The organism is Massilia sp. AB1 (genome assembly GCF_018119385.1).
Taxonomy (GTDB): Bacteria; Pseudomonadota; Gammaproteobacteria; order Burkholderiales; family Burkholderiaceae_D; genus Telluria.
The window spans coordinates 29,147-54,269 of the sequence record NZ_JAGKSG010000030.1 but is presented as its reverse complement, the minus strand read 5'-3'; the positions used below and the strand labels follow the sequence as shown (position 1 = coordinate 54,269).

The following is a 25,123-nucleotide window of genomic DNA, read 5'->3' as shown; positions in this document are numbered from 1 at the left end:
CTATTCGCCCAGCAGCTCGGCCAGCCACTCCATGCCTTCGACCCGCTCGGCCACCACCTTCAGCACCATCACCACCGGCACCCCCAGCAGCAAGCCCCAGACGCCCCACAGCCAGCCCCAGAACAGCAGGCTGACGAACACGGCGGCCGGGTTCATCTTGGCGATCTTGCCCGTCATCCAGGTGGCGACCACCATGCCGACCAGGGTCGCGATGCCCAGCGAGGCGCCGGCCACCAGGATCACCATGCGCAGCGATTCGAATTGCAGGAAGGCCACCATGCCGGTGGCGGCCGTGATCAGGAGCGGCCCGAAGTAAGGCATCAGGTGGGCCACGCCCGAGAAGGCGGCCCAGGCGCCGGCGTTTTCCAGCCCGATCGCGCGCAGCGCGCCCCACATCAGCAAGGCCAGCAGCACGTTGGTGACGAGCAGCATGAACATGTAGTTCTGGATCGAGGTGTTGATGTCGTCCAGGATGTGCACGGTCACTTTCTTGCGCGTCAGCGACGGCCCGGTCAGCTTGACCAGCTTGCGCTTGAAGGTATCCCCCGCCAGCAGCAGGAAGAACACCAGGAACACCACCATGGTCGCCTGCGACAGGAAGGTCGCCAGGCCGACCGAGCCGGCCAGCACCCAGTCCATCACGCGGATATTCGAACCGGCCGCAGCCGCCGGCAGCTGGCTCTGGCGCTTGGGCGCCGCGCGGCGCGTATCGCTGCCGACATTGTTGGCGGCGCGTTCGATCTCGGCCGCGGCCGCCTGGACCTGCTGGATGGTCGAGCGCTGGCCGCCCGGGTTGTTGGTCAGGATCTTGGTGATCTTGTGGGTGAGCGTCGGCAGCTCGTCGATGATGTTGAAGAATTCGTCCTGCAGCCGGTAGATGGTGCCCGCCATCAAGGCGACGATCACGGCGGTGACCAGGGTGGCCCCGACGATGCGGCGCACATGCATGCGCTCGAACCAGAGCACGACCGGATTCAGGGTGTAGGCGATCAGGATGCCGAGCAGCAGCGGCACGAAGAATTTCTGCGCCCATTGCAGGGCGAACACGCAGGCGATGGTCGCCAGGATGCCCAGCGACAGGCCGCGGGCATTGACGTGCACCGGGAGGCGCAGGCCGCCGGCGTGGAGGGCCAGGTCCTCCTCGGCATGAGGAGGCTGCTGGCCGTCGGGATGTGCGTCCGGGGCGGCTTCGTCAGGCGTGGGGGCCGGCAAGGGGGCCGGCGTCGGGGACGCCGGATCGGATTTAGCTAGCTGCATGGAAAACGCCTGAACAATGAACCGGGCCGCCCCGGTGACCCACTATTATTTCACACGGATGTCGTTTTTGACCGAAGTCACGCCTTTCACGCCACGCGCGATCTCCACGGCGCGCTGTGCATCGCCCGGCTGGGCCACGAAGCCCGACAGCTGGACGTCGCCCTTGTAGGTCTCGACGTTCACCTCGGTCGCCTTCACGTTCGGGTCGGCGGCCAGGGCTGCCTTCACCTTGGTGGTGATGACGGCGTCGTCGACGTATTCGCCGGCGGTCTTGGCGGTGTTGTCCGAGCTGTTCGATGCGCAGCCGGCAGCGGTGATGGCGACGGCGGCGGTGAAGGCGGCGGTGATGAGGCGTTGTGCGATTTTCATGATGGCTCCTTGTTAGTGGTCAGAGATACAGCTGTGCCCTGTCGGGCGGGTTGTGCAGCACCGGCGCCGGCCGGCGCGCGGGGTCTTATTTACCGAAGGCGGCTTTCGCGGCGTTCACGCACTGGTCCTTGGCGGCGCCGGCGAAGGCGTCGCATTTTTCCAGCGCCACCCTGTATTCGGCGGCAATCTTGTCTTCACGCGCATCGAGGCGCGCCTCGATGGTCTTGCGGTCGGCCTTGGCGTCGGCCTGGGCCGCCACCAGCACGGCCTTGGCCTGCTCCATGCACACGTCGCGGTCGTTGCCCGCCAGGCCGGCGCAGCGCACCTTGTCGCGGTCGTAGTTGGCCGAGGCGATGCGCATCCGCGCCTTGGTATAGGCGGCCAGGGTGTTCTTGTAGGCGGCGCCCGCTTCTTCGTCGACACGGACGCGCGCCGCGCGCGCTTCGGCCACGCACAGGTCATGCGGATTGCCGGCGATCAGGTCGCACTTGGCGCGCGCCGCTTTGTAGTTCGCCGCGGCGGATTCGCGTGCCTGCTCGTAAGCCGTTTTCGCATCCGGCACCGGCTGTTGCGCACGGCTGTGTCCGGCCCAACCGAGGGCGGCGCCGAGCAGCAAAAGCGCATGCGAGGTTTTCATTTTTTCTTCTCCATTTGTCAACACGCTAACCCACGTTGTACACGTCGCGCCCAGCGTTTTCTGTTCGGTATCGAACACATTCGACAGGACACAACAGTTCGGCCCGGCTGCCTCGAAAGGTGGGTGCGGCACCGCACAGACCCCCTATGTCCACATGGCTAATCTGAGCTCATACTTTTGTCAGGAGAACAACATGAAAGCTACCCGCACCCTCGCCGCCGTCGTCGTCGCCACTGGCGCCCTGCTCACTGGCTGCGCCAGCAATAATCCCCAGCCGTACAACGACGGTTATGCCAGCGGCGGCTACGCCAATGGCCGCTACGACAATGCCAACATGGGCTACGGCACCATCGAATCGATCCAGGTGACCCGGGCCGACGGCCGCACCAGCGGCGCCGGCGCGCTGCTGGGCGGCGTGGTCGGCGCCCTGGCCGGCAACCAGGTCGGCAGCGGCAGCGGCCGTACCGCCGCCACCGTGGCCGGCGGTGTCGCCGGCGCTGCGATCGGCAACCGCGTCGAAGGCAACCGCAACGCGACCGGCCAGGAGCTATACCAAATCAACATCCGCATGGACAACGGCGAATACCGCACCGTGACCCAGGACAGCGTGTATGACCTGCGCGTCGGTAATCGGGTTCGCATGGTCGACGGTCGCGTCTATCGCTACTGATCGGCTGCAGGCGGTAGGCAGCGATGGGCGCGCTTCTGCTCGTCATCCTGCTGGTGGCCCTGGTCGGCGTACTGCCGACCTGGAGCCACAGTCGAAGCTGGGGATATGGCCCGGTTGGGGTGACCGGCGTGCTGGTGATCGTGCTGGTCGTCCTGCTGCTGACCGGATGGCTGTAGTCTGACCGGCCGGCGCCGCGTGCGCCGGATATTGAAGCTGGAGGCAAGCATGGAACACATGAACCGCCTGGTGCGCGGCGTTTGCGCCTGCGCGCTCGGCATCGCTGCGCTCGCGGCGCAGGCGCAAGTACAGGAACCGGCGAAGGAACAGGCCCAGCCCCAGGCGGGCGCCGAGGCCGCCGTACGCAACACCGATGCCGCGGTGAATCCGACCGTCGCACGGCAGCAGGCGCGCGAGATCGCGCAAGGCGATCCGGCGCGCTGGTACCGCGACGATCCGACCCGCCAGGCAAAGATGAAGACGCTGCAGAAGGAAATCGGCGCCGCGCTGCAGGAAGCGCAGAACGCGTGCAAGAAGCGCCCCGCCGCCGAACGCAGCGCCTGCATGAAGGAAGCGCGCGCAACCTGGCAGCAGGACATGGCCCAGGCCAAGGCGCAGCTGGACCAGGAGCAGTGAGCCAGGACTGACAGGCACACATCGCCGGCTGGAGCCGGCCGTCTTGGCGGCCGGCCAGGCAGCTCCGCGCCGCGAGCGCGTCCCCTCTTCTCTCTCCCCCGATCCAACGCCACCATGTTCGCCTGGACACCTAGGGTTGGCGGCTACGCCGCCGACGCAGTGATTCTCAACGTCTCTCTCATCGGCGGATTGTCGACGCAGTTTGAACGCGTCGGCGGCGAAGCCGCCAACCCTGCTCCTCCGTTCCTTGTTGACAGTCGGCGCGCGCATTGGCCGCCATCCATGCTGCACAAAAAAAGACGGCGTCCAATCCCCGATTGAGACGCCGCTCAAGCCCCACCATATTCGTGACAGGCTTCTTGTGCTTCTTGTCGTGCAGCCCAGTGCCGGCTAGTGGGCCAGCTGCTGTTGCCGCGCCTTCCTGCGATTCAGATACCAGCCCAGCGCCCCCACTGCCAGCACCGCGCCCGCCGCCGGCTTGCCCAGCCGGCGCTGGCGGACGAAATTCACCACGGCCAGCGCGTACGGCATCAACACCGACACATTGGTGCCCGTCGGCTTGAGCAGCGCGTCGGCGCGTGCACGCAGGGCCCAGGTGGCGTGGTCGATCGCCGAATGCAGCATCACCTCGGGCCGTGCCGCGTGCCGGATGTGCGCTTTCGCATGCGCCACGCCGGCCCGGAAGAATTCCCCTTCGCGCAGCAGCTCCTGCTTGCGGGCTACCGGGTCCAGGCTATGCTTGTGACCCGCCAAACCAGTCGTTCCGTCATGATTGTGCATGATTCCTCCCCATCGTGTCGCCGCTTAGAGCAGCATGTCGCGGTCGTTCTTCAGTTCCTTCATGGTCGCAGGGAGAGCCAGCTTGTTTTGCTTCAGCATGGACAGTCCCTTCGCCACCAGCACCGCAGTGACGAGAAGAAAAATGACGAACATAATCAACAGGATCTTCCAGCCCATGGCATCCCAGGCCAGCGCCACCACCATGGCCGTGCCGTAGGCGACGGCGAACCAGATCGAGAGCACGGCGACGGCGAAGATCGCCACCAGCTCGATCACGTGGTTGCGCACTTCGGACAGCTCGAGCGCGGCCAGTTCCACGCGCGAGACGAGCAGGCCGAAGATGCTCTTGCCCAGGCTGGAGATCCCGCCCATGAGGCCGGGGTTGTGCACTACGGTATCGTTTTTTTCCATGGCAGCCCCCGGCGCGGATTATTTGGAATTGCGGCTAAGCAGCACACCGAGCAGGATGCCGACGCCGGCCGCGACGGCCATGGTGCGCCATGGGTTGTCCTTCACGTAGACATCGGCCTCGTGCGCCAGTTCCTTGCTGCGTTCCACGGCCTGCCCCTGCATGGTGCTGGCCTTGCCCAGCGCGCGGTCCAGCATTTCCATGCCGCGGTGGCGCAGCTCGTCGGCCTTCTCGCCGGTCAGGTTGGCCGCCGCCGTCAGCATCGACTGCGCATCGCGCACCAGCGCCTTCATGTCGGACTGGGTGGCGTAGGTGGCGCCGCTGATCGGATGCAGGCTGTCGTTGCTGGAAGAGCGGTGTGTGTGGTGCATGATCTACTCCTTTGTGTCGTTGTGATAGGTGTTGATGGTTGGCCGGCCCGCTTCAGGACAGCAGGTCGCGCATGTCGTCGGCGTGCTCCTCCTCGATCGCCATGATGTCGGTGAGCATCTTGACCGTGGTCGGGTCCTTGTCGCCGATGGTGGCGATCATCTGGCGGTAGGACTCGATCGCCACCCGCTCGGCGATCAGGTCGGCGCGGATCATGGCCTGCACGTCCTCGGATTCGTCGTACTCGGCGTGGCTGCGCGAGGTCAGCGTGGCCGGGTTGAAGTTCGGCGAGCCGTTCAGCTGGACGATGCGCTCGGCGATGCGGTCGGCATGGTCCTGCTCCTGCTGGGCGTGCTCGAGGAACTCGGCCTTGATGTGGCCGGTGTTGGGGCCGCTCACCGTGTAGTAGTGGCGCTTGTAGCGCAGCACGCACAGCAGCTCGGTGGCCAGCGCGTCGTTGAGCATCGCGATGACCGCTTCGCGGTCGGCCTGGTAGCCCTCGGTGACGGCGCCGTCGTCGAGGTTGGCCGCGGCGCGGCGGATCGCCGCGATGTCGAAGCCGTGCGCCAGGTTGGTCTTCTGTTCCATAGTGAATCCTTACATGACGAAAAAACGTAGGGTAAAAGCCGGCGGCGAAAGCGTGCCAGTGCGTGCCCGGGCGGTCCCGGGCGGCCGTCTCAGCGCCCTGCCGCGCGCGGCGGAATCTGCGCGCCCTCGTTCGACAGCACGATCTCCACCCGGCGGTTCAGCTGGCGATTGCCGGCGGTGTCGTTCGGCGCCACCGGGAAGGCTTCGCCATAGGCGCGCATCGCGATCCGCTCGCGCGGCACGCCCAGCTGGCCGAGAGCGGTGGCCACGGCGTTGGCGCGGCGCTGCGCCAGCTCCAGGTTATAGGTCTCGCTGCCGACACTGTCGGTAAACCCTTCGACCAGCACGGTACGGTTCGGGTTCTGCGCCATCACGTCGGCCAGCTTGCGCAGGGTCGACATGCCGTTCGGCGTCAGGCTGGACTTGTCGGTGCCGAACAGCACGTCGCCGATCGTCACCACGTAGCCGCGCTCGGTCTTGACGGCATGCAGTTCCACCAGCAAGGCTTCGAGCTGGGCCGCGCGCTGGGCCAGCGCCGCGTTCTGCTGCTGGGCCGCCTGGGCCTGGGCCTGGGCGGCGGCAGCCTGCTGCTGGGCGGAGGCGGCCTGGGCCTGGGCGGCCTCGGCTTCGCGCCTGGCGCGCTCGGCCTCGGCGGTGCGGGCTTCCAGGCGCACGGCGTCGCGTTCGCGCCCGGCGTTGGCGATGTCGGCCTCGGCAGCCTTGGCCTTGGCGATCTCCTGGGCGGTGGCGATCTTCTGCTTGGCCAGGTAGGCCAGGCGGTCGATGTCGTTCAGGCTCTCGCGGCGCGCGGCGGCGGCGTTGGCCTGGTCGAGCGCGTCGCTGGCCTGCTTGAATTCGAGCGGCGCGTAGGTCGAAATCTGCGGATTGTTGTTGGCGGCGACGAAATCGGCGCGCGCCTGGTCGAGGGTCGGGGTGGTCACCGGGGCGCTGGCGCAGGCAACGGCCAGGACGGCGGCGGCCAGCATCGAGATCACGGGCTTGCGGTTGTTCATGGTCTGGTCCTCTTCTTGTTCGGGCGCCATGGGCGCGGACGCATGGGTGGCCGGCGCGCCGGCCTCGCGTGGCCGGGCGCTCGCGGCTGGACGCTTACTGTTGCTGCTGCGGCTGCGGCGCCGGCTGCGGCTGCTGGGTCGTGCCCGTCTGGCTGCTGCCCATCTGGGTGCTGCCGGCATTGGCGCGGTCGACTTCCTCGCGCAGCACGCGCAGGTCTTCGTTCAGCTGGTTGGCGGTGGCGTTGGCCTTGGCCGAGCGGGCCTTGCTCTGGGCCAGCTTGGCGTCGGCCTGGGCCTGGATCGCCAGTTCGCGCGCCAGCTTGTAGTCCTTGGCTGCCAGCGCCTGGTTAGCGCGCAGCATCTTCGAACGCGCAGCCGAGACTTCCTCGGGAGCCAGTTCGGCGGCGCCGGCGGCGACGGCGTTTTCAACGGCATTGCGCGACACCGCCACGTCGGCGGTCGCGGGCGCCTTCTGTTCGCTGGCGCAAGCGGTGAGCGCCAGGACGGCGCACAGGCAGCCGAGACGGGCCAGATGTTGCATTGGATGAGTCTTGTCCATCACAGTCTCCTGGGGTGAAGATGATTTAGACAAGGTTATAAACCTGTTATCGGAATCGCTCGGTTCGCTGGCGCACATTGCCCCAGCGAAGGCCCTGCGGCGGGGGCCTTCCGCGATGGGTGCGGCACCGCACATCAATACGCTTCGGCTTGCGCTACGCTCGGCCCAACAATCCCTGACAGGAAGGACCGCCATGGCCGACATGCCGACGCCGGCGGCCACGAACTCCGAGGCCGGCCGCAAGCACAAAAGCAAGAAAAAGATCCTCTTGACCATCCTGGGCATCGTCATCGCGCTGCCCGTGCTGGCCATTATCTTCATCCTCACCTTCGACTGGAACCGCGCGCGGCCCTGGATCAACACCCGGGTCAGCGATGCGATCGACCGTCCCTTCGCCATCCGCGGCGACCTCGAGGTCGAATGGGAACGTCCGGCCAAGAACATGGCCCCGGCCGAGCGCACCTGGCGCGACCACATCCCCTGGCCCTACCTCTACGCCGACGATGTGTACGTGGGCAATCCGGCGAACCTGCCGGTGCGCGACATGGCCAGCGTACGCCAGTTCTCGTTCTCGCTCAATCCATTCGCGCTGCTGGACAAGACCATCCACATTCCGCTGCTGCGCTTCGACTCGCCGCGCGTGGACCTGCTGCGCACCGACGAAACCCACAACAACTGGACCTTCAAGCGCAACCAGGAGAAATCGCGCTGGAAGCTCGACCTCGAGCGCGTGGTGCTGACCGACGGCGTCGTGCACATCAAGGACGCGGTCACCAAGGCCGATGTCACGGCCCAGGTGCGCACCCTCGACAAGGATCCGAAATACGGCGTCGGCTGGACCCTGAGCGGCACCTACAACGGCGCGCCCGTGAAAGGCGGCGGCAAGGCCGGCGCGGTGCTCTCGCTCAAGCAGCAGAGCACGCCATACCCCATCCAGGCCGATATGCGCTCCGGCAAGACGCGCATCGCCGTCGAAGGCACGGTGACGCGCCCGGCCAGGCTGGCGGCGCTCGACCTCAAGCTCGACCTGGCGGGTCCCAGCATGGACCAGCTGTACTACTTCACCAAGGTGCTGCTGCCGACCACCGGCTCGTTCTCGACCTCGGGGCACCTGACCGGCACGCTCAGCGAAGACAGCAAGCGCTGGGTGTATGAGGACTTCAAGGGCAAGGTGGGCTCGAGCGACATCGGCGGCCGGCTCGAATACGTCACCGGCGGCGAGCGCCCCAAGCTGTCGGGCAACGTGCGTTCGAAACAGCTGGTGTTCGCCGACCTGGCCCCGCTGATCGGCGCCGACTCCAACAAGGCCAAGCAGGAGCGCAATGCCGAGACCCTGCAGCCCGAGGGCAAGGTGCTGCCGGTCGAGGAATTCAAGACCGAGCGCTGGAACGTGCTCGACGCCGACGTGCGCTTCGCCGCCGACCGCGTCATCCGCGACAAGGCCCTGCCGATCAGCAAGCTCTCGACCCACCTCAAGATGCAGAACGCGGTGCTGAGCCTGGAGCCGCTCGAGTTCGGCATGGCGGGCGGCACGGTGCGCTCCAACATCCGCCTGGACGGCCGCGGCCGCGAAGGCAAGAACGCGATCAAGGCCACCGCCAAGGTCGCGGCGCGCAAGATCCAGATCAAGCAGCTGTTCCCCCAGGTCGAGCAGATCCAGCAGGCGACGGTGGGCCAGATCAATGGCGACGCCCAGCTGTCTGCGGTCGGTAATTCGGTGGCCAGCTTGCTGGCCGGCTCGAACGGCGAGCTGAAGGCCCTGGTCGATCGTGGAACGGTGAGCAAGATGCTGCTGGAAATGGCTGGCCTGAACGTCGGCAACATCATCCTCACCAAGCTGTTTGGCGACAAGCAGGTCCAGCTCAATTGCGTGGCGGCCGACTTCGCCGTCACCAGCGGCATCGCCAAGACCCGCAGTTTCGTGATCGATACCGAGGAAGCCCTGATCACGGTGGACGGCGCCATCAACCTGGCCGGCGAGCAGCTCGACCTGCGCGTCAACCCGCAGACCAAGGCCCTGCGCATCTTCTCGCTTCGCGCCCCGCTCTACGTGCGCGGCCCGTTCAAGAAGCCGGACGTGTCGATCGACAAGAAGGTGCTGGCCCTGAAAGCCGGCGGCGCGGCAGCGCTGGCCGCGGCGGCGGCGCCGGTGGCGGCCCTGCTGCCCCTGATTAACGCCGGCCCGGGCGAGGACAGCGATTGCGCCCGCCTGGTGGCCCAGGCCAAGGAGAAGCCGACCGCTCCGCCGCCGGGCAAGGTCCAGCGTCGCTAAGGAGGATGGCGCGCACCGACTAGCGAACTGTGCCGCATCGGTGTGTTGCCGAACAGATCAGAATCGTGCGCAGGAATATGCTGGCGTCAAGTCATCGAACATTGAAAGCTGGAATGAACGGAAACCGCAGCATGCAGCACCTCGGCTCCACCACTGCCCTGCTGGCCTGCCTGGTCCTGGGAAGCCTGGCCGGGTGCGCTTCCACCGCGCCGGGACGCGGCGTCGCCGAGATCGTCGACGACGCGGCGATCACGGCAGGGGTGAAGGCGGCGCTGGTGGGGGATCCGGAACTGAAGGCCTCCGAAATCAATGTCGAGACCTATCAAGGCGTCGTCCAGCTGAGCGGATTCGTCAGCTCGGCGGAGAGCGTGGCGACTGCTGCGACGGTTGCCCGTACCGTAAAAGGCGTGAAGTCGGTCAGGAATGACCTGCGTCTGAAATAGAACCCACCGATAGGAGATCCACCATGAAAACCATCAAACAACTCATCGTTACCGCATCGCTGGCTACCGCTGCCGTGGGCCTGGTTGGCTGCTCGGGCATGTCGCAGCAGGACAAGAACACCGCCATCGGCGCCGGCGCCGGCGCGGTCATCGGCGGCGCACTGACCGGCGGCAGCGCTGCAGGCACCGTCGGCGGCGCAGCAGTGGGCGGCGTGATCGGCAACCAGGTCAAGAAGACCAACTAAGCACGACAAGCAGCACCGACACCGACAGACAAACGCCCGGCTTGCCCGGGCGTTTGTCTTTTTTGTAAGCGAATGTTAATGACGAACTGACCACATTGCTGTCCGCTACATGAAACTGTGCACCGGCAGCGCGCCCGCTTCCTTGACGATCTCGTAGCAGGTGCAGGACGCCGCCGCCAGTCCTTCCGGATCGAGGATCTCGATGTTGCCGCGGCTGTAGTTGATCAGTCCCTGCTGCTGCAGGGCGCTGGCCGCCTTGGTCACGCCGACGCGCCGCACCCCGAGCGCGTGGGCCAGGAACTCGTGCGTCAGGTGGAACTTGCTCGACTGCAGGCGGTCGCGCGTGACCAGCAGGGAACGCGCCAGGCGCGCTTCCAGCACGTGGAAACGGCTGCACACGGCGATCTGGATCGCCTGCGCCAGCAGCTGGTCGGTGTAGCGGTAGAGCACCCGCTGCAGCGCCGGATTGCGCGCCACTTCCTCGTGGAAACGGGCGCTGTCCATGCGGCTGGCGCTGCCCGCGCGCTGCACGATCGCGCGCACCTGGGTGGTGTCGTGCCCTAGCGCCACGGTAGCGCCGAGCATGCCTTCGCGCCCGACCTGGCCTACTTCCAGGGTCATGCGCCCCTCGGCCACGCCCAGCAGGGAGATCAGGCAATCGTGCGGGAAATAGATGTACTGAATCGGGTCGCCCGCTTCACACAGCACCTCGCCGACCTCGACCCTCACCGGGTCGAGCGAGGGCAGGAGTTGCGCCAGATCCTGCGGCGGCAAGGCCGCCAGCAACAGGTTGCTGTGGTGCCCGGCGAGCTGCGGGGGCACAGCAAAATTCATCGTGTCCTCGTGATGGGATTTCATGGCTGCCTGGCGACGTGTCGGATACATTTGCAAACAATTTAGGCCAGCGTAACGGCGCGTCCCGAGCGAGTATGTACGGTGACGCACGGAAGCGCAGTTCGTTCCTAGCGACAATGTTTGCTCGAATGGGCAAGCTGCGCCGCGCCGGCGCCGCCTCATGGATCAACGGAAAGGACAAGACATGAACAACATACCGAACTCGCCTGTGAAAGGCCGCCTCCACCCTTTGATGATCCTGGCCGCGCTCGCCGTCCTGCTGTTCTGCATGGTAGGCACCGCGGCGATCATGGGCTGGATCCCCTCTTCCATCGGCGGCAACGCCAACCGCCAGCTGAGCGAAGCCGACCGCGCGGCCCTGGCCGCCACGCTGCCGCAGGGCGCGCCGCAACCGGCCCCTGGCGTGGTGCCGATGGCTCCTGCACAGCAGGCCGGCATGGTCCAGGGCTATGCGCCGCAGGCACAGCCGGGCGTGGTCTACCCGGCCCAGCCGGCCCCGCAGGCGTATGTGCAGCAGCCCCAGCCGGTCGTTGTGAGGGACGATCCTGAACCGGCGAGCAAGACGGTCCACAAGAAAGCCACCCAGGTGGCCGCCGCCGACAACGGCCGCAACTGGTGCTCGAACTGCGGCAACGTCGAATCGGTCCGCACCATCAAGCAGCGCGCCGAAGGCAGCGGCCTGGGCGCGGCCGGCGGCGCCGTGCTGGGCGGCCTGCTGGGCAACCAGATCGGCGACGGCAGCGGACGCAAGATCGCGACCGTGGCCGGCGCAGTGGGCGGCGCCGTGGTCGGCAACCAGGTCGAAGGCAATATGAAGGCCACCACCAGCTATGAAATCCGGGTACGCCTGGACGACGGCACCCTGCGCACCTTCCGCCAGAGCAGCCCGCCGCAATGGCGCTCGGGCGACCGCGTGCGCATCGTCAAGGGCCGCCTGCGTTCGGTGGCCTGAACCGCCGCGCCCACGATATACACCCAAGCCGCATGGCTAGCACATGGCCGGTTTTCCGCGAGGATGCCGGCCAAAACTTTCTAAATGACAATGTGCGGCAGCGCACGGAAGAATGGATGAGCTACCCCGAAAATGGATCCACGCTGAAACAAAGTGGCGGTGTGGAAACTAAACCATCGAAGGGGAAGCCATATGAACAGTCTCGCATGGATCGGCATCATCATCTGGGGAGTGGTACTCACCGGCTTTGGCCTGTTCTCGGCCGAACCGCCTTCGGCAGCCAGCGGTTCGCTGCAGCCGCAGGATGTGGTGTTCCTGGTGGCGGGCGGCATGCTGACCTGCCTGATCGGCGTGACTGGGCTGATGGGGCTGATGGGATGGATCCCCGGCTTGCGCACGGAGAAAAGTTGCGTTTAATGTACGCCATCGTACGGTGCTCGAGTACGGCGAAAAGCATACTGGAATCACAGCGCAATCAGCGCGAAACACTCTGTCAAGGAGGCCATTATGCTCTACACCATCGCCGTTATCCTCATCGTCCTGTGGCTGCTTGGCCTGGTGACGTCGTACACCATCGGCGGCTTCATCCACATTCTGCTGGTTGTGGCCGTGATCATGATTCTGGTGCGACTGATCAGCGGGCGCGGCATATAGTGAGTGCATCACGTAGTGATGCGCTGTTTTTGTAGGACCAATCCGTTTCGCGGTCGTGCCTGGAACGGGCGCGACTCCGAAACGGATTTTATTTTGAGGAGATTTCTATGCATAGCAAACTGACCAAATCGGCAGTCGCCGCCGCCCTCGTGGCCCTGACCGCCAGCGGCTGCGCCGACATGAGCGCCACCCAGCGTGGCACCGCCACCGGCGCCGGCATCGGCGCGGGCCTGGGCGCCATCATCGGCGGCACCACCAGCGGCGGCGGCAGCGGCCGTGCGACCCGCGGCGCGGTGATCGGCGGCGCAGCCGGCGCAGTGATCGGCAACATCTGGTCCAAGCGCATGGAAGCGCAGAAGCAGCAGATGGAACAGGCGACCCGCGGCACCGGCGTGCAGGTTACCCAGACCCAGGACAACCGCCTGAAGCTGGAAATCCCGAGCGACGTCTCGTTCGACACCGGCCGTTCGGACATCAAGTCCAACTTCCAGCCGGTGCTGGAGCGCTTCGCCCAGACCCTGCAGGAAAATCCGGCGACCACCGTGACCATCATCGGCCACACCGACAGCACCGGCACCCCGGACATCAACCAGCCGCTGTCGGTCGACCGCGCGGCGCGCACCCGCGACTACCTGTCGGCCCGCGGCGTGAACCCGAACCGCATCACCATCGAAGGCCGCGGCGAGCGCGAGCCGATCGCGTCGAATAACGATGCGTCGGGACGTGCGCGCAATCGCCGTGTCGAGATCTATGTGGCGGAGCGTGCGCAGGGCTGATTAGCGTCTGTTGCATCGTGATGTGGGAAAGCTGCCGGTGAAAGCCGGCAGCTTTTTTATTTCTGCTAGCTGTGAAACCGTCGTTCCGGGGTTGCGGACTGATGGAAGACGAAACGGTGCGCGGGCCTCCCTCCCCTCCGGGTATCCTCGACCTACATCTACGAGGAGCCAGCATGTCCACCGACGACCCCATCCGCATCATCAAGGAAGACATCCTCTCGAACAACTACTTCCAGCTCAAGAACCTCACCTACGAACAGCGCCGCAAGAATGGCAGCTGGCAGCGCCAGACGCGCGAAGTCTATGCCAGCGCTTCGGGCGTGGCCGTGCTGCTCTACGATCCGGAGCGCCGCACCGTGCTGCTGACACGCCAGTTCCGCCCCGGCGCGCGACTGGCGGGCCACGACGGCTTCATGATCGAAGTGCCGGCCGGCATACTCGACGACGCCAGTCCCGAAGACCGCATCCGCGCCGAGCTGATGGAGGAAACCGGTTACGAAGCGCGCAAGCTGCGCAAGCTGATGACCCTGTTCGCCAGCCCCAGTTCATTGACGGAGCAGGTGCACTACTTCCTGGGCGAGTACACCAAGGCCGACAAGAAAGAGGAAGGCGGCGGAGAAGAAGACGAAGGCGAGGACATCGAAGTCCTCGAAATGGACGTCGACCAGGCCCTGCGGCAGGTGCGGGACGGCGGCATCTGCGACGCCAAGACCGTCATCCTGCTGCAGGCCTTACGTGAGAACCTGAGAGGAACTCAGGACGCCTCGGTGAACGCCAGGTAGAGTTCGCGGGCGCGGCGCGCCACCGGACCCGCTTCCAGCGAGCGGCTCTCGTAGCGCGTGCACGGCGTCACCTTGCCATAATTGCCGGTGCTGAAGATCTCGCGCGCCGTTTCCAGTTCTTCCGGCTTGACGATGCGCTCTTCGACCTGCACGCCTTCCTGCGCCAGCAGCGCGATCACGCGCGCACGGGTGATGCCCGCCAGGAAGGTGCCGTTCAGGGCCGGGGTCACGACCTTGCCGTCTTCGGTAACCAGGAACAGGTTGGAGGACGCAAATTCCGCCACGGCGCCGGCGGCGTCCAGCATGATCGCCTGGTCGAAGCCGCGCTCCTTGGCCTCGCGCATGGCGCGGGTGGAGTTGGCGTACAGGGCCGAGGCCTTGGCGTCGGTCGGCGCCATGGTCGGCTGCGGACGGTGCAGGGTCGACAGGCAGGCCGAAAAACCTGCGAAGGGCGGCAGCGGCGCGTCGAACAGGGTCAGGGCGAACTGGCTCTTTTCCGCCACCGGGATCAGGAAGCCCTCGGAACCGAAGACCAGCGGGCGGATGTAGAGCTCGGCGTCCGCCGGGAACTTGGTCACGCCTTCACGCACCAGTTTCTCCATCTCGTCCACGCTCAGCGGGCAGCGCAGGCCCAGCTTCTCGCTGGAGGCGATCACGCGCTCCAGGTGCGGACGCAGGTCCGGCAGCTTGCCGCGGATGGCGCGCGCGCCGTCGAAGACCGAGGAGCCCAGCCACAGGCTGTGGTCCATCGCGCCGTACAGAGGAGTGTTGCCTTCGGCCCATTGGCCGTTGAAGTAAGTCAGGTACATGTTCTTCCCGATTGGTAACAAAATCAGTCCAGTGTATCGGCTTCGGCGCTCTCGCGTCCAGTCGGATGGCATCCGTCAGTACAGTCGGCTTACTGTTCGTTTCCGAACCATGCCGACCGCCTGCCTCGCGTACACTGAGGCTTTCCGACAATGTTGTTTTCCATGCTAGCTATTCTCGAACAGATCGATCCGGACAGTGGCGATATCGACCTGCTGGTGCAGCTGGTCTGCCAGCTGCGTCCGCGCCAGCGCTGGCTGTGGCAGCGGCCGGACGATCCGGCGAAGAACGTGCGCACCCTGACCCAGCTGCTCAAGGGTAATCCCGCGCAGGCCTGGGCGCTGCGCCGCTACGTCACGACCCTGCTCGAGCGCCGCCGCCATACCAGCCTGTACAGCGACATCGGGATCCTCTCGAACGACGGCTTCGTCACCGAACTGAAGCGCCGCGTCACCTACCGTTTCCTGCCGCCCGCGCTCGACGACCTGTATTTATCGGACGCCCTGGACCAGGTGCTGTACCGCGAGGACGACTACGAATGGATCCGCGAAGTGCCCACCGCCGACTGGCTGGAGCTGTTCGACGTGGTCGCCGACGCCCCCCCGCCCGAAGAGCGCGGCGGCGCACCGGCGAGTCCGGACCGCGCGCGCCTGGTCACCATCATGGGCCTGCTGGATGCGATCCGCACCCTGTCCTGCCGCATCTGCGCGCTGGGCCTGGAGCCGCGCCTGGTGCACAGCTACAGCGAGATCGAGGATTTCGACTCGCCCTTCCTGATGCAGAACATCGAGGTCAACCGCTACCTCGATGAGTACGGCCGCTACCTCGAGGGCCAGATCGAACAGCCCGAGGATGCGCGCCACCTGCTGGTGATGCTCGACCAGTGCGAGGAGGTGGTGGCCAAGATCCGCCGCGGCGCCCTTTCGTCCGGCACCAGCGTCGCCCTCACCTACCTGCTGGTGGCCCTGCACCAGAGCCTGGAGCGCCTGCACAAGCTGCTCTACCTGGTGGACGTAAGCGGGGAACTGCCGTCCGCGCCGACCCTGGACCTGGACGCCCTCGCGACCAGTGCAGCGCGCCCGGCCGAACCCGTGGTGAGCGACCGGCGCCTGGCGGCGGTCGACCTGGCCCAGGAACTGATCGAGGCCCACAACACCAAGTACCGCATCCGCGGCCTGCTGCGCGACAACGTCGACCTGCTGGCGCGCAACGTGACCGAGAACGCCAGCCGCACCGGCGAGCACTACATCGCCGAAAGCCGCAGGGAACTGCGCCACATGTTCTGGGCGGCGAGCGGAGCCGGCTTCATCGTCGGCTTCATGGCCATGTTCAAGATCCTGCTGGGCACCCTGCGCAGTGCCCCGCTGGTCGAAGCCTTCCTGTTCTCGATGAATTATTCGCTCGGCTTCGTGCTGGTGCACATCCTGCGCTTCACCATCGCCACCAAGCAGCCGGCCATGACCGCCCAGCGCATCGCCGCCTCGCTGCACCGCGCCGAGAACGGGCGCGGGGTCGACGTCGACCGCATGGCCGAGCTGGTCAACAAGGTATTCCGCACCCAGATGGTGGCCGTGCTGGGCAACGTGCTGCTCGCCTTCCCCGTGGCCTGGGCGCTGGCCGAGGCCTGGGTATGGTTCACCGGCCACCACCTGGTGAGCCCGGACAAGGCCCACCACCTGCTGGCCGACGTCGACCCGATCCACAGCCCGGCCGTGTTCTATGCCGCGATCGCCGGGGTCTGGCTGTTCGTGGCCGGCCTGATCTCGGGCTACTACGACAACAAGGCCTTGTACACGCGCATGGGCCAGCGCGTGCGCCAGCTGCGCGGACTGCGGCGCGTGCTGGGCGCCGAGCGCCTGGGGCGCTTCGCCCAGTATGTCGAGGACAATCTCGGCGGCCTGATGGGTAACTTCTTCTTCGGCATCCTGCTCGGCACCACCGGCACCGTGGGCTACCTGCTCGGCCTGCCGCTCGACATCCGCCACATCACCTTCTCGACCGCCAACGTCGCCACCGCGCTGGTAGGACTGGACTACGACCTGACGCCTGCGCAGCTGGGCAACGCCGCGCTGGGCGTGTTCCTGATCGGCGCCGCCAACCTGCTGGTGAGCTTCGGCCTGGCGCTGTGGGTGGCCCTGCGGGCCCGCAAGATCCGTTTCAAGCGCGGCATCCTGCTGCTGCGCGCCCTCGGCCGGCGCTTCGCGTATTCGCCGGTCGAGTTCTTCATCGGCCCCAAGTTCCAGACCTTGCCGCCGCCCGACCCGCATACCCTGAGGGGAACGAAATGAACAAGTACCGCATCAGCGCATGGGCCGCCTTCCTCGCCTTCGTGTGCGTGGTCGCCTCGTGCAAGACCCTGCCCGACGCCGACCGCCTGCCCGACCAGCCCGCGAAGGCGACCCCGACCGTCGCCACGCCGCGCGGCGCCCTCGACAAGAAGAAAGCGTCCGCCCTGCTGGCGCGCCGCTGGGCCAACGCCACGCCCGACCTCAAGCAGCTGGCGGTGCTCGAGGAACAGGCCACCGGCGTGCCTCTCATCGCCGGCAACAGGGTCGACCTGCTGTTCGACGGCCCGGCCACGATCCGCGCCATGATGGACGCGGCGCGCGCCGCCACCACCTCGATCAACCTCGAAACCTATATCTTCGACCGCGACCCGGTGGGCCTGGAGTTCGCCGAGCTCCTGATCGAGAAGCGGCGCCAGGGCGTGGTGGTGAACATCATCGCCGACGGCGTCGGCACCCTGGCCACGCCCAAGGAATTTTTTGAACACCTGCGTGCGGGCGGGCTCAACGTCCTGATCTTCAACCCGGTGAACCCGGCCCAGCGTCCGGGCAAGTGGCAGCTGAACAACCGCGACCACCGCAAGATCATGGTGGTCGACGGCAAGGTCGCCTTCACGGGCGGGATCAACATCAGCGAGACCTATGCCAACAGCTCGCTGTTCCGCTCGCGCATGAAGGCCAGTACCGCCGACGCCAACAAGGTGGGCTGGCGCGATACCCACATCCGCATCGAAGGCCCGGCGGTGGCTGCCCTGCAGTATGCCTTTATCGACAACTGGGTGAGCCAGGAGGCGGGCGAGCTGCCCCAGGTGGATTACTTCCCCCGCCTGGCGCCCGCGGGCGACAAGGTGGTGCGGGTGCTGGCCACCACGCCTGAGCGCGATTCCGAGATCTACAAGGCGCTGCTGCTGGCCATCAACGAGGCCAAGAAGTCGGTCCACATCACCTCGGCCTATTTCGTGCCGGACCAGCAGACGGTGGACGCGCTGATCGGCGCCGCCAAGCGGGGAGCGGATGTGAAGCTGGTGCTGCCGGGCGTCTCGGACCACGACTTCATCAAGTACGCGGGCCAATCCTTCTACGACCAGCTGCTGAAGGGAGGCGTGCGCATCTACCAGCTGCAGGTGGCGGTGCTGCACGCGAAGACGGCCGTCATCGACAGCATGTGGTCGACCATCGGTTCGGCCAATATCGACCGGCGCAGCTTTATTCATAACTACGAGGTGAATGTGGTCGTGCTCGACCCGGCCTTCGGACGCGACATGGAAAGCGCGTTCAACGAAGACCTGCGCGACTCGAAGGAAGTGACCCTCGAGCAGTGGCGGCGACGGCCGTGGACGGACCGCATTCGGGAGATGCTGTCGCGGCTGACCGAGTACTGGATCTAAGTTCCGTATGACTTGACTGATTACGACTGGCGACTTGCCGACTTGCCGACTCGTCAGCTGATCGTCTGGCCGATCGGTTAGTGTGGCTAGCCATAAAACCGTCGCCCCGGGCCTGGGCGGCCCCCTTGGCCGGGGTCCAAGTTCGTTGCGCAGTCGGTATGCTTGCGGAACTTGGGTTCCGGCCTCCGCCGGAAGTCGTAGGCGCCGGTGGCGCGTACGACGTGCTAACGTAAGCTGCTAACGTTGAGAGACGGGTGTTCAAGCCTTATCGACCGGCTTCCTCCAGTAAGTCAGACAGAGCTTAGAGCCCGGCCGCCAGCATCCCATCGATGTGCGGTGTCCAGACATTCCCATTACGCATGAACTTCTCCGTGTTCACCACGTGGAAGTCCTTGTGCACGACGTCCCATCCGTAACGGTCGATTTCGACTTTCTGCTGTTCGACCCTGATCACATTGAAAGAGTTCACTTCGCCGCGTCCGCGGGTCGAGGTCGCCGTCCCGGCCTGCACCACCAGGGCAGCGTATTCGCTCATCTGGTAGCGTTCCGCCGTGCTGCCGGCATGGCTGGCGTGCATGTGGCCCGCCAGCAGGATGTCCACCCCCGTCTCCGCAAACACCTTCATCGCCATCGGCGCGCGGTCCACCAGGTCGCGTTCCTCGAAGTGATCGGGCAGGTCGAAGGGATGGTGGGTCACGATGATGCGCGTGAGGGCCGGGTCCAGGCCGGACAGGCACTTCCGGATGCTCTCCACCTGGTGGCGGCTGACGCGTCCGTCCTTGATGGTCAGCGAGCGCGCCGTGTTCACGCCGAGCACGGCGATCTCGTCGTCGATGTAGACCGGGTCGAGGTCGTCGGTGATGTAGCGCTTGTAGCGCGCCAGTGGCAGCACGAAACGGCGGAACACGTTGTACAGCGAGATGTCGTGGTTGCCCGGTACGATGATCTGCGGTCCCGGCAAGGTGTCGAGGAAGGCGCGCGCCTCCTCGAACTGTTCGGGACGGGCGCGCTGGGTCAGGTCGCCCGAGACCACCAGCACGTCCGGCGCGACGCGTTCGATCAGCCCGCGCAGCGGCGCCAGCAGTTCTTGGTCGACACGGCCGAAATGCAGGTCGGACAGGTGCACGAGGGTACGCATGGTTCTCCTTTCACACTTCCTGGGGCGGCGCGCTGCCCGTCTGACGCTTCTGGCGCGCCGCGCTGCGCCGGTTGAACGTGACGGCGGCGGTGATGCAAACAGCCAGCCAGCCGCAACCTTCGAGCATGCCGGCCAGGACGTCGGACAAATAGTGCGCGCCCAGGTACATGCGCGAGAACGCCACCGTGAAGATCATCGCCGCGGCCAGCAGGAAGGGCAATACCCTCCCCGGCCAGCCGCGCGCATGGCGCGCCGCATAGCAGGCCAGGAAGCCGTAGAACACGGTGGCGGCCAGCGCGTGGCCACTGGGGAAGCTGTAGGTGCTCAGGGTAAGGATCGGTTCGACGAAATGCGGCCTGGCGCGCTCGAAGGTATGCTTGAGCGCCACATTGAGCAGCATGCCGCCGGGGACGGAGGCGATCAGCGCCACGATCCAGTAGCGATGGCCGCGCCGGTACAGCCAGATGCCCGCGATGGCGGTCAGCGCCAGCATGCCGGGCGTGCTGTGTACATGGGTGACCACAAGCAGCAGCTCGCGCAGCAGGCCGCCCTGGCGCGCGTGTTCGTGCAGCCAGTTGGCGACTTCCAGGTCGGTCTGGGTGATGGGGGCGCCGGCGACGACCGCACCCGCGAGGCGGGCGAAGACGGCCATGGCGGCCAGCAGCATGGCGACCCCGACCGTGAGGTGGAGTCCGAATTCGCCTTCGGGCGAGAAGCGCGCCGCGGCGAAGCGGTGCAGGCGGGGGGTAACCTTGTTCAACATGCTGCGCGATATGGGGCCTATTGGCGAAAAAACCACAAAAATATTTTTTTACTGTATGTCCACACAGTACTGTAGACATATACAGTGGTTGTTGCTATTCTTCACTCATCGACAACAAACAACGATAAAAGGAAAAACGCCATGACCACTCTGAACAGCTCCTTCGGCCTGGAATACGCACCTGTCCCTTTTATGGCCCGCATCGGCCGCCGCGAAATCCGCGTCACCCGTGATTTCCGCAAGCGCTTCTATGCGGTCAACCCGATCATCGAATGCGATACCGGTGTCGATGCCGGCCACGTCGAAATCCTGCTGTTCCGCCGCTGGCTGCTGGTGCTGTCCAAGGCCAAGTAAGCGGTCCCAGGTTGCGAACACCTGAGCAACATCCAAACATCGCACGCATCAAAAAACGCATATTGTTAGGCGAAACTATTCGTTCTCTTCGGGTGGGCCGGAACTCTACTCTAGTGTTTCCGAACCCACCGAAAGACAGAACATGTTTCGCAAAAACCTTATCCGTTCGCTGGCAGCCCTGACGCTGCTGGTTCAGTCCACTGCCTTCGCAGCCGACGTCACCCTGCTCAATGTGTCCTACGATCCGACGCGTGAGCTGTACCAGGACTTCGATAGCGCCTTCGCCAAGCACTGGAAGGCCAAGACCGGCGACAACGTGACGGTCAAGCAGTCGCATGGCGGCTCGGGCAAGCAAGCGCGTGCCGTGATCGACGGCCTGGGAGCCGACGTCGTGACCCTGGCCTTGGCCTATGACATCGATGCTATCAGCGAACGTGGGCTGGTCGCGCCCGGTTGGGAAAAGCGCCTTGCCTACCGCAGTTCGCCCTATACCTCAACCATCGTGTTCCTGGTCCGTAAGGGCAATCCGAAACAGATCCGCGACTGGGGCGACCTGGTCAAGCCGGGCGTGTCGGTGATCACGCCGAACCCGAAGACGTCGGGCGGCGCCCGCTGGAACCATTTGGCCGCCTACGGCTACGCCCTGCGCCAGCCGGGCGGCTCGCCGCAGACCGCACGCGACTACCTGGCCAAGCTGTACAAGAACGTGCCGGTGCTCGACTCGGGCGCCCGCGGCGCCACCACCACCTTCGTCGAGCGCGGCATCGGCGACGTGCTGCTGGCCTGGGAAAACGAAGCCCTGCTGGCCCTGCGCGAACTGGGTCCGGACAAGTTCGAGATCGTCGCCCCCTCGATCAGCATCCTGGCCGAACCGCCGGTGGCCGTGGTCGACAAGAACGTCGACAAGAAGGGCACGCGCAAGGTGGCCCAGGCTTACCTGGAATACCTGTACAGCGACGAAGGGCAGGAAATCATCGCCAAGAACTACTACCGCCCGGCGGTGGACCGCTTCGCCAAGAAGTACGCGACCCAGTTCCCGAACATCAAGCTGTTCCAGATCAGCGAGCTGGGCGGCTGGACGCAGGCGCAGAAGGCGCACTTCTCGGATGGCGGCGTGTTCGATCAGATTTATCAGCCGGGTAGGTAATTCCCTGAGCCGTTCTGCAGCCTTGTATCAGTGCGGCTAGCCATTACTAACCGAAGCCAGCACGCTAAAAACCGTCGTACCCGCCACTGGCGCGTACGACGGTTTTATGGTTGCGGGAAGGAATAGCGATACCCCTGCTCTTTCATTCTTCACCGTGTCCTCTGCGTTTTGCTCCCGCACTCCGCATCGAGCACTCCTGCCCCTCCCCATCCAAAAACAACCCTTGAAATCCCCCCATCGACCACGACGTGATTAGTTCGTCAACTCGTGGCCTGCCCCGTTTCTCCGCGGCAGTCCTTCCGCACCTATCCAAGGAAAGGAACACGTCATGTCAGTCAAACTCCGCAAGCTCAACGAACAGGTCATGGTCATCACCGGCGCCACGAGCGGCATCGGCCTGACCACGGCACGCATGGCCGCCGACCAGGGCGCCAGACTGGTGCTGGCCGCGCGCGCCGCCGAGGCCCTCGACGAACTGGCGAGCGAACTGCGCGTGCGCGGCGTCGAAGTGGCCACGGTCGCCGCCGACGTCGGCAACCCGGCCGACGTCGAGCGCATCGGACAGGCCGCGATGGAGCGCTTCGGCCGCATCGACACCTGGGTCAATAATGCCGGCATCTCAGTGTTCGGCCGCCTGGAAGACGTCGCGCCCGAGGACCACCACCGCCTGTTCCAGACCAATTTCTGGGGCGTGGTCAACGGTTCGCTGGAAGCGGTCAAGCGCATGAAGACGCGCGGCGGCGGCGCCATCATCAATGTGGGCAGCGAGGTGTCCGACCGCGCCATCCCGCTGCAGGGCATGTACTCGGCCTCCAAGCACGCCGTGAAAGCCTTCACGGATTCGCTGCGGATGGAACTGGAAAAGGAAGATGCGCCGCTGTCGGTCACCCTGGTCAAGCCGGCGGCGATCGACACCATGTTCGTGAAGCACGCGAAGAATTACCTGGACAAGGAGCCGGCCCTGCCGCCGCCGATCTACGCGCCGGAAGTGGTGGCCGAGGCCATCCTGCACGCGGCCCAGGCGCCGAAGCGCGACGTCTACGCGGGCAGCGCCTCGAAGATGATCTCCGCCGGTTCGCGCGCCATGCCCCGCCTGTTCGACCGCTACATGCGCGCGACCATGTTCCGGCAGCAGAAGTCGGACATCGCCGCCCAGCCGGGCCGCCGCGACGCGCTGCACGCCCCGAATCCGGCGCATGAGCTGCGCCAGCGCCAGGGTATGCCGGGCCATATCCACGAGCGCAGCCTGTACACCAAGGCCAGCCTGCGCTCCACGCCGCTGGTCACCGCCCTGCTGGGCGGTGGAGCCCTGTTCGCGGCCTGGTCACTGTCGCGGCGGTTTGCTCGATAAGAAGTTGGTGTCCTCCTCGGTCAGCGGCAGATCGGGGATGGACTCGATGTGGTCGGTGTCGATGTCGGCGCCGTCCTTGACCACCGTGTCGCGGCCGGCCGAAGCCCGCTCGCCGGTGCCGCCCGAGTCGCTGTCGCCCGAGAAGTTGGCGTCGCCGACGTCGGGGCCGGCGGTATCGCCCGCATGGCTCATCTCCATGTCCGAGGTCGTGCCTTCATCGAAATCGAGCATTTGCTCCGGGTCCAGGTTGCCCGCAAAGCCCGGGCCGCCCACCACGTCGCTGCCGGTGTCGGAAATGTCGCTCGGCCCGAGCGCGTCGATGCCATGCCCCTTGCCGAGGCTGCGGTCCGGACGTTCCGGGAAGTTGTCCGGATCGAGGGTGCTAGTTCCAGTCATGATGCCTCCAGTAGATGATCGTTGAACCATGGAGACAGGGTACTGAAATTTGCCTTGCGGCGGCGCAGCGCACGCACGCTGCGCGCGCAGCGTCAGAACGAGCGCCGCATGCCGAGGTTGACGGCGAGTCCATTGCCGGAGCGCGCGCCCTGCGGCGTGCCGTTCAGCTGCTGGATGCGCGAACAGGCGGCATAGAAATCCAGGCGCCGCGATACCGCATAGCTTGCCCCGACGGCGATCTGGCGCGCGTCGCGGTTGGCCGGGTCGCGGTCGTTCTTGCGGATGTAGGAAGCGAGCAAGGTGGTGGCGTGGCCGATCGGCACGGCCACGCCCGCCAGCACGTCGCGGCTGTCGGTCGAGGGCGTGGAGGCGATGCCTGCGCCGTAGGGGTTGTCGGGATTGAACAGCGGCGAGCTGCCCCAGCCGCGGCTGGCGCTGTAGGCCGCATAGGCGGTGCCCCAGCCGAAGCGCATATTGGCGGCGAGAATGGAATTCTTGGCCGCCATGCTGATGCCGACCTGGTCGTAGCGCGTCACCTTGGCGACGTTGCGGTTCTGGTGGGCCGCGCGGATGGTCAGCGGACCGGCGCTGAATCCCAGCGACATGCCCCATGCGCGCCCGGACGGCGAGCCGTCGATGTCGCCCTTGTCCCAGGCCGCGCCGGTGGACAGGCCGGCGACGCGGCCCCGGTAGTTCATGCTGTCGCCGGCGCGCGGGCCGGAAGGCTGGCTGGCGCCGGCCAGGCCGCCATGGAAGGGATCGCCCACATCGTTGAGCGCCGTGTATTCCAGGCTGTACTGGCGGCCGACGGTCAGCGCACCTCCACGCCCGCCTTTCCCGCTGTTCCTGGACGCCTGATCCTGCTCGGGAACGGTCTCGACAGTGAAGATCGCAGGGGCATCCTGGGCCGCGCCCGCGGGCGGACGCGCGCCTTCGCTGCACTTGTCGGTGCAGACGTATTCCTTGATTGCCTTGGCGCCGGCGCTCCCGTTCGGAGCGGCGTGGTCCTGCGCCGCGGCGCAAGCCGCACTCCCTCCGAGTACGGCACATGCGACGATTGACATTCTCATGGCGTCATCCCTCTCTGTCGCTTACTTTCCGACTGTTTGGCGAGCCGATCTGTCTAATACTTCACATAACACTCAGATTACGCCGAAACATGCAGATATTCCAGCCGTCGTGCCAAACTTTCGAGGTTCGATGTAGTTCGGCACCGTACAATGACTTACGT

At 65.8% G+C, this 25,123-nt stretch carries 31 protein-coding genes; 16 read left to right on the top strand and 15 right to left on the bottom strand.

The genetic code is table 11. The features are described from left to right. The 3 genes from J8847_RS16945 to J8847_RS16935 all read right to left on the bottom strand — a co-directional run bounded on the left by J8847_RS16945 (position 1) and on the right by J8847_RS16935 (position 2,263). Entirely contained in the window at positions 1-1,257 is a 1,257-nt protein-coding gene (locus J8847_RS16945; protein ID WP_211525881.1) for an AI-2E family transporter, read from the bottom strand. Positions 1,258-1,302: 45 nt separating this feature from the next. Further along, a complete protein-coding gene (locus tag J8847_RS16940; RefSeq protein WP_211525880.1) occupies positions 1,303-1,626 on the bottom strand; it encodes a BON domain-containing protein in 324 nt (107 codons plus the stop codon). Positions 1,627-1,711: 85 nt separating this feature from the next. Next, positions 1,712-2,263: a hypothetical protein gene (locus tag J8847_RS16935; RefSeq protein WP_211525879.1), complete on the bottom strand. Its 552-nt coding sequence runs from the start codon at positions 2,261-2,263 to the stop codon at positions 1,712-1,714. A gap of 193 nt (positions 2,264-2,456) precedes the next feature. Between J8847_RS16935 and J8847_RS16930 the strand changes: the two genes are divergently transcribed. The 3 genes from J8847_RS16930 to J8847_RS16920 are packed head-to-tail and all read left to right on the top strand — an operon-like array spanning position 2,457 to position 3,566. Continuing rightward, the gene (locus J8847_RS16930; RefSeq protein ID WP_211525878.1) at positions 2,457-2,933 is read left to right on the top strand and encodes a glycine zipper 2TM domain-containing protein; all 477 of its coding nucleotides are present in this window, start codon (positions 2,457-2,459) and stop codon (positions 2,931-2,933) included. 23 nt (positions 2,934-2,956) lie between these two features. After that, positions 2,957-3,109, top strand: coding sequence for a DUF3309 family protein (locus J8847_RS16925; protein ID WP_211525877.1), 153 nt, complete (start codon positions 2,957-2,959; stop codon positions 3,107-3,109). Positions 3,110-3,158: 49 nt separating this feature from the next. Then, a complete protein-coding gene (locus tag J8847_RS16920; protein WP_211525876.1) occupies positions 3,159-3,566 on the top strand; it encodes a hypothetical protein in 408 nt (135 codons plus the stop codon). 390 nt (positions 3,567-3,956) lie between these two features. Here J8847_RS16920 and J8847_RS16915 read toward each other — a convergent pair whose 3' ends face one another. The 6 genes from J8847_RS16915 to J8847_RS16890 form a co-directional block, all read right to left on the bottom strand. Continuing rightward, positions 3,957-4,346: a hypothetical protein gene (locus J8847_RS16915; RefSeq protein ID WP_211525875.1), complete on the bottom strand. Its 390-nt coding sequence runs from the start codon at positions 4,344-4,346 to the stop codon at positions 3,957-3,959. A 24-nt stretch (positions 4,347-4,370) separates the two neighbouring features. Then, the gene (locus J8847_RS16910) at positions 4,371-4,757 is read right to left on the bottom strand and encodes a phage holin family protein (protein WP_229512936.1); all 387 of its coding nucleotides are present in this window, start codon (positions 4,755-4,757) and stop codon (positions 4,371-4,373) included. An 18-nt stretch (positions 4,758-4,775) separates the two neighbouring features. Beyond that, positions 4,776-5,048 carry a YqjD family protein gene (locus J8847_RS16905; protein ID WP_373888772.1) on the bottom strand — a complete coding sequence of 91 codons (273 nt, stop codon included), beginning with the start codon at positions 5,046-5,048 and terminating at the stop codon, positions 4,776-4,778. A gap of 130 nt (positions 5,049-5,178) precedes the next feature. Then, the gene (locus tag J8847_RS16900) at positions 5,179-5,712 is read right to left on the bottom strand and encodes a bacterioferritin (protein ID WP_211525873.1); all 534 of its coding nucleotides are present in this window, start codon (positions 5,710-5,712) and stop codon (positions 5,179-5,181) included. Between the two features lie 89 nt (positions 5,713-5,801). Further along, the gene (locus J8847_RS16895; protein WP_229512928.1) at positions 5,802-6,755 is read right to left on the bottom strand and encodes an OmpA family protein; all 954 of its coding nucleotides are present in this window, start codon (positions 6,753-6,755) and stop codon (positions 5,802-5,804) included. Positions 6,756-6,819: 64 nt separating this feature from the next. Continuing rightward, complete coding sequence (locus J8847_RS16890; protein ID WP_211525872.1) at positions 6,820-7,284, bottom strand: DUF4398 domain-containing protein; 465 nt, start codon at positions 7,282-7,284, stop codon at positions 6,820-6,822. 193 nt (positions 7,285-7,477) lie between these two features. Between J8847_RS16890 and J8847_RS16885 the strand changes: the two genes are divergently transcribed. The 3 genes from J8847_RS16885 (at position 7,478) to J8847_RS16875 (ending at position 10,244) form a co-directional block, all read left to right on the top strand. Then, on the top strand, positions 7,478-9,556 hold the full coding sequence (locus J8847_RS16885; protein ID WP_211525871.1) for an AsmA family protein: 2,079 nt from the start codon (positions 7,478-7,480) through the stop codon (positions 9,554-9,556). 131 nt (positions 9,557-9,687) lie between these two features. Beyond that, on the top strand, positions 9,688-9,999 hold the full coding sequence (locus J8847_RS16880) for a BON domain-containing protein (protein WP_229429611.1): 312 nt from the start codon (positions 9,688-9,690) through the stop codon (positions 9,997-9,999). Positions 10,000-10,022: 23 nt separating this feature from the next. Continuing rightward, complete coding sequence (locus tag J8847_RS16875; RefSeq protein WP_211525869.1) at positions 10,023-10,244, top strand: glycine zipper 2TM domain-containing protein; 222 nt, start codon at positions 10,023-10,025, stop codon at positions 10,242-10,244. A gap of 105 nt (positions 10,245-10,349) precedes the next feature. On the opposite strand, the gene J8847_RS16870 is transcribed toward J8847_RS16875, so the two are convergent. After that, positions 10,350-11,078: a Crp/Fnr family transcriptional regulator gene (locus J8847_RS16870; protein ID WP_211525868.1), complete on the bottom strand. Its 729-nt coding sequence runs from the start codon at positions 11,076-11,078 to the stop codon at positions 10,350-10,352. 205 nt (positions 11,079-11,283) lie between these two features. Here J8847_RS16870 and J8847_RS16865 point away from each other — a divergent pair, with 205 nt between their 5' ends. From J8847_RS16865 to J8847_RS16845, 5 genes are all read left to right on the top strand, one after another. After that, on the top strand, positions 11,284-12,051 hold the full coding sequence (locus J8847_RS16865; protein ID WP_211525867.1) for a glycine zipper 2TM domain-containing protein: 768 nt from the start codon (positions 11,284-11,286) through the stop codon (positions 12,049-12,051). Between the two features lie 192 nt (positions 12,052-12,243). Beyond that, positions 12,244-12,468: a hypothetical protein gene (locus tag J8847_RS16860; RefSeq protein WP_211525866.1), complete on the top strand. Its 225-nt coding sequence runs from the start codon at positions 12,244-12,246 to the stop codon at positions 12,466-12,468. A gap of 90 nt (positions 12,469-12,558) precedes the next feature. Continuing rightward, positions 12,559-12,705 (top strand): lmo0937 family membrane protein, encoded by a 147-nt coding sequence (locus J8847_RS16855; RefSeq protein WP_020652694.1) that lies wholly within the window; start codon positions 12,559-12,561, stop codon positions 12,703-12,705. 107 nt (positions 12,706-12,812) lie between these two features. Continuing rightward, positions 12,813-13,481: an OmpA family protein gene (locus J8847_RS16850; RefSeq protein WP_211525865.1), complete on the top strand. Its 669-nt coding sequence runs from the start codon at positions 12,813-12,815 to the stop codon at positions 13,479-13,481. 173 nt (positions 13,482-13,654) lie between these two features. Beyond that, a complete protein-coding gene (locus J8847_RS16845) occupies positions 13,655-14,263 on the top strand; it encodes an NUDIX domain-containing protein (protein WP_211525864.1) in 609 nt (202 codons plus the stop codon). Here J8847_RS16845 and J8847_RS16840 read toward each other — a convergent pair. After that, positions 14,236-15,072, bottom strand: coding sequence for a branched-chain amino acid aminotransferase (locus tag J8847_RS16840; RefSeq protein WP_211525863.1), 837 nt, complete (start codon positions 15,070-15,072; stop codon positions 14,236-14,238). The genes J8847_RS16845 and J8847_RS16840 overlap by 28 nt on opposite strands. Positions 15,073-15,234: 162 nt before the next feature. On the opposite strand from J8847_RS16840, the gene J8847_RS16835 reads away from it, so the two are divergent. Beyond that, a complete protein-coding gene (locus tag J8847_RS16835) occupies positions 15,235-17,358 on the top strand; it encodes a site-specific recombinase (protein ID WP_211525862.1) in 2,124 nt (707 codons plus the stop codon). Then, the gene (cls, locus tag J8847_RS16830; protein ID WP_211525861.1) at positions 17,355-18,743 is read left to right on the top strand and encodes a cardiolipin synthase; all 1,389 of its coding nucleotides are present in this window, start codon (positions 17,355-17,357) and stop codon (positions 18,741-18,743) included. The genes J8847_RS16835 and cls overlap by 4 nt, the downstream gene beginning before the upstream one ends. Before the next feature lie 301 nt (positions 18,744-19,044). On the opposite strand, the gene J8847_RS16825 is transcribed toward cls, so the two are convergent. Further along, a complete protein-coding gene (locus J8847_RS16825; protein WP_211525860.1) occupies positions 19,045-19,881 on the bottom strand; it encodes a metallophosphoesterase in 837 nt (278 codons plus the stop codon). Positions 19,882-19,891: 10 nt separating this feature from the next. Continuing rightward, a complete protein-coding gene (locus tag J8847_RS16820; protein ID WP_211525859.1) occupies positions 19,892-20,644 on the bottom strand; it encodes a phosphatase PAP2 family protein in 753 nt (250 codons plus the stop codon). A gap of 141 nt (positions 20,645-20,785) precedes the next feature. Between J8847_RS16820 and J8847_RS16815 the strand changes: the two genes are divergently transcribed. The 3 genes from J8847_RS16815 (at position 20,786) to J8847_RS16805 (ending at position 23,496) form a co-directional block, all read left to right on the top strand. Continuing rightward, entirely contained in the window at positions 20,786-20,998 is a 213-nt protein-coding gene (locus tag J8847_RS16815; RefSeq protein ID WP_211525858.1) for a hypothetical protein, read from the top strand. Positions 20,999-21,140: 142 nt separating this feature from the next. After that, positions 21,141-22,145: a sulfate ABC transporter substrate-binding protein gene (locus J8847_RS16810; protein ID WP_211525857.1), complete on the top strand. Its 1,005-nt coding sequence runs from the start codon at positions 21,141-21,143 to the stop codon at positions 22,143-22,145. A gap of 328 nt (positions 22,146-22,473) precedes the next feature. Continuing rightward, a complete protein-coding gene (locus J8847_RS16805; protein WP_211525856.1) occupies positions 22,474-23,496 on the top strand; it encodes an SDR family oxidoreductase in 1,023 nt (340 codons plus the stop codon). Here J8847_RS16805 and J8847_RS16800 read toward each other — a convergent pair. Both J8847_RS16800 and J8847_RS16795 read right to left on the bottom strand, forming a co-directional pair. Further along, positions 23,470-23,892, bottom strand: a complete 423-nt coding sequence (locus tag J8847_RS16800) for a hypothetical protein (RefSeq protein ID WP_211525855.1) — start codon at positions 23,890-23,892, stop codon at positions 23,470-23,472. The two genes, J8847_RS16805 and J8847_RS16800, sit on opposite strands and share 27 nt — an antisense overlap. A gap of 92 nt (positions 23,893-23,984) precedes the next feature. Next, positions 23,985-24,962, bottom strand: coding sequence for a porin (locus J8847_RS16795; protein ID WP_211525854.1), 978 nt, complete (start codon positions 24,960-24,962; stop codon positions 23,985-23,987). Positions 24,963-25,123 lie beyond the last annotated feature (161 nt).

Coding starts and splice junctions, on each gene's coding strand:
- J8847_RS16945 (WP_211525881.1), bottom strand. CDS start 1,257: ATGCAGCTAGCTAAATCCGATCCGGCGTCCCCGACGCCGGCCCCCTTG.
- J8847_RS16940 (WP_211525880.1), bottom strand. CDS start 1,626: ATGAAAATCGCACAACGCCTCATCACCGCCGCCTTCACCGCCGCCGTC.
- J8847_RS16935 (WP_211525879.1), bottom strand. CDS start 2,263: ATGAAAACCTCGCATGCGCTTTTGCTGCTCGGCGCCGCCCTCGGTTGG.
- J8847_RS16930 (WP_211525878.1), top strand. CDS start 2,457: ATGAAAGCTACCCGCACCCTCGCCGCCGTCGTCGTCGCCACTGGCGCC.
- J8847_RS16925 (WP_211525877.1), top strand. CDS start 2,957: ATGGGCGCGCTTCTGCTCGTCATCCTGCTGGTGGCCCTGGTCGGCGTA.
- J8847_RS16920 (WP_211525876.1), top strand. CDS start 3,159: ATGGAACACATGAACCGCCTGGTGCGCGGCGTTTGCGCCTGCGCGCTC.
- J8847_RS16915 (WP_211525875.1), bottom strand. CDS start 4,346: ATGCACAATCATGACGGAACGACTGGTTTGGCGGGTCACAAGCATAGC.
- J8847_RS16910 (WP_229512936.1), bottom strand. CDS start 4,757: ATGGAAAAAAACGATACCGTAGTGCACAACCCCGGCCTCATGGGCGGG.
- J8847_RS16905 (WP_373888772.1), bottom strand. CDS start 5,048: ATGAAGGCGCTGGTGCGCGATGCGCAGTCGATGCTGACGGCGGCGGCC.
- J8847_RS16900 (WP_211525873.1), bottom strand. CDS start 5,712: ATGGAACAGAAGACCAACCTGGCGCACGGCTTCGACATCGCGGCGATC.
- J8847_RS16895 (WP_229512928.1), bottom strand. CDS start 6,755: ATGGCGCCCGAACAAGAAGAGGACCAGACCATGAACAACCGCAAGCCC.
- J8847_RS16890 (WP_211525872.1), bottom strand. CDS start 7,284: ATGGACAAGACTCATCCAATGCAACATCTGGCCCGTCTCGGCTGCCTG.
- J8847_RS16885 (WP_211525871.1), top strand. CDS start 7,478: ATGGCCGACATGCCGACGCCGGCGGCCACGAACTCCGAGGCCGGCCGC.
- J8847_RS16880 (WP_229429611.1), top strand. CDS start 9,688: ATGCAGCACCTCGGCTCCACCACTGCCCTGCTGGCCTGCCTGGTCCTG.
- J8847_RS16875 (WP_211525869.1), top strand. CDS start 10,023: ATGAAAACCATCAAACAACTCATCGTTACCGCATCGCTGGCTACCGCT.
- J8847_RS16870 (WP_211525868.1), bottom strand. CDS start 11,078: ATGAATTTTGCTGTGCCCCCGCAGCTCGCCGGGCACCACAGCAACCTG.
- J8847_RS16865 (WP_211525867.1), top strand. CDS start 11,284: ATGAACAACATACCGAACTCGCCTGTGAAAGGCCGCCTCCACCCTTTG.
- J8847_RS16860 (WP_211525866.1), top strand. CDS start 12,244: ATGAACAGTCTCGCATGGATCGGCATCATCATCTGGGGAGTGGTACTC.
- J8847_RS16855 (WP_020652694.1), top strand. CDS start 12,559: ATGCTCTACACCATCGCCGTTATCCTCATCGTCCTGTGGCTGCTTGGC.
- J8847_RS16850 (WP_211525865.1), top strand. CDS start 12,813: ATGCATAGCAAACTGACCAAATCGGCAGTCGCCGCCGCCCTCGTGGCC.
- J8847_RS16845 (WP_211525864.1), top strand. CDS start 13,655: ATGTCCACCGACGACCCCATCCGCATCATCAAGGAAGACATCCTCTCG.
- J8847_RS16840 (WP_211525863.1), bottom strand. CDS start 15,072: ATGTACCTGACTTACTTCAACGGCCAATGGGCCGAAGGCAACACTCCT.
- J8847_RS16835 (WP_211525862.1), top strand. CDS start 15,235: ATGCTAGCTATTCTCGAACAGATCGATCCGGACAGTGGCGATATCGAC.
- cls (WP_211525861.1), top strand. CDS start 17,355: ATGAACAAGTACCGCATCAGCGCATGGGCCGCCTTCCTCGCCTTCGTG.
- J8847_RS16825 (WP_211525860.1), bottom strand. CDS start 19,881: ATGCGTACCCTCGTGCACCTGTCCGACCTGCATTTCGGCCGTGTCGAC.
- J8847_RS16820 (WP_211525859.1), bottom strand. CDS start 20,644: ATGTTGAACAAGGTTACCCCCCGCCTGCACCGCTTCGCCGCGGCGCGC.
- J8847_RS16815 (WP_211525858.1), top strand. CDS start 20,786: ATGACCACTCTGAACAGCTCCTTCGGCCTGGAATACGCACCTGTCCCT.
- J8847_RS16810 (WP_211525857.1), top strand. CDS start 21,141: ATGTTTCGCAAAAACCTTATCCGTTCGCTGGCAGCCCTGACGCTGCTG.
- J8847_RS16805 (WP_211525856.1), top strand. CDS start 22,474: ATGTCAGTCAAACTCCGCAAGCTCAACGAACAGGTCATGGTCATCACC.
- J8847_RS16800 (WP_211525855.1), bottom strand. CDS start 23,892: ATGACTGGAACTAGCACCCTCGATCCGGACAACTTCCCGGAACGTCCG.
- J8847_RS16795 (WP_211525854.1), bottom strand. CDS start 24,962: ATGAGAATGTCAATCGTCGCATGTGCCGTACTCGGAGGGAGTGCGGCT.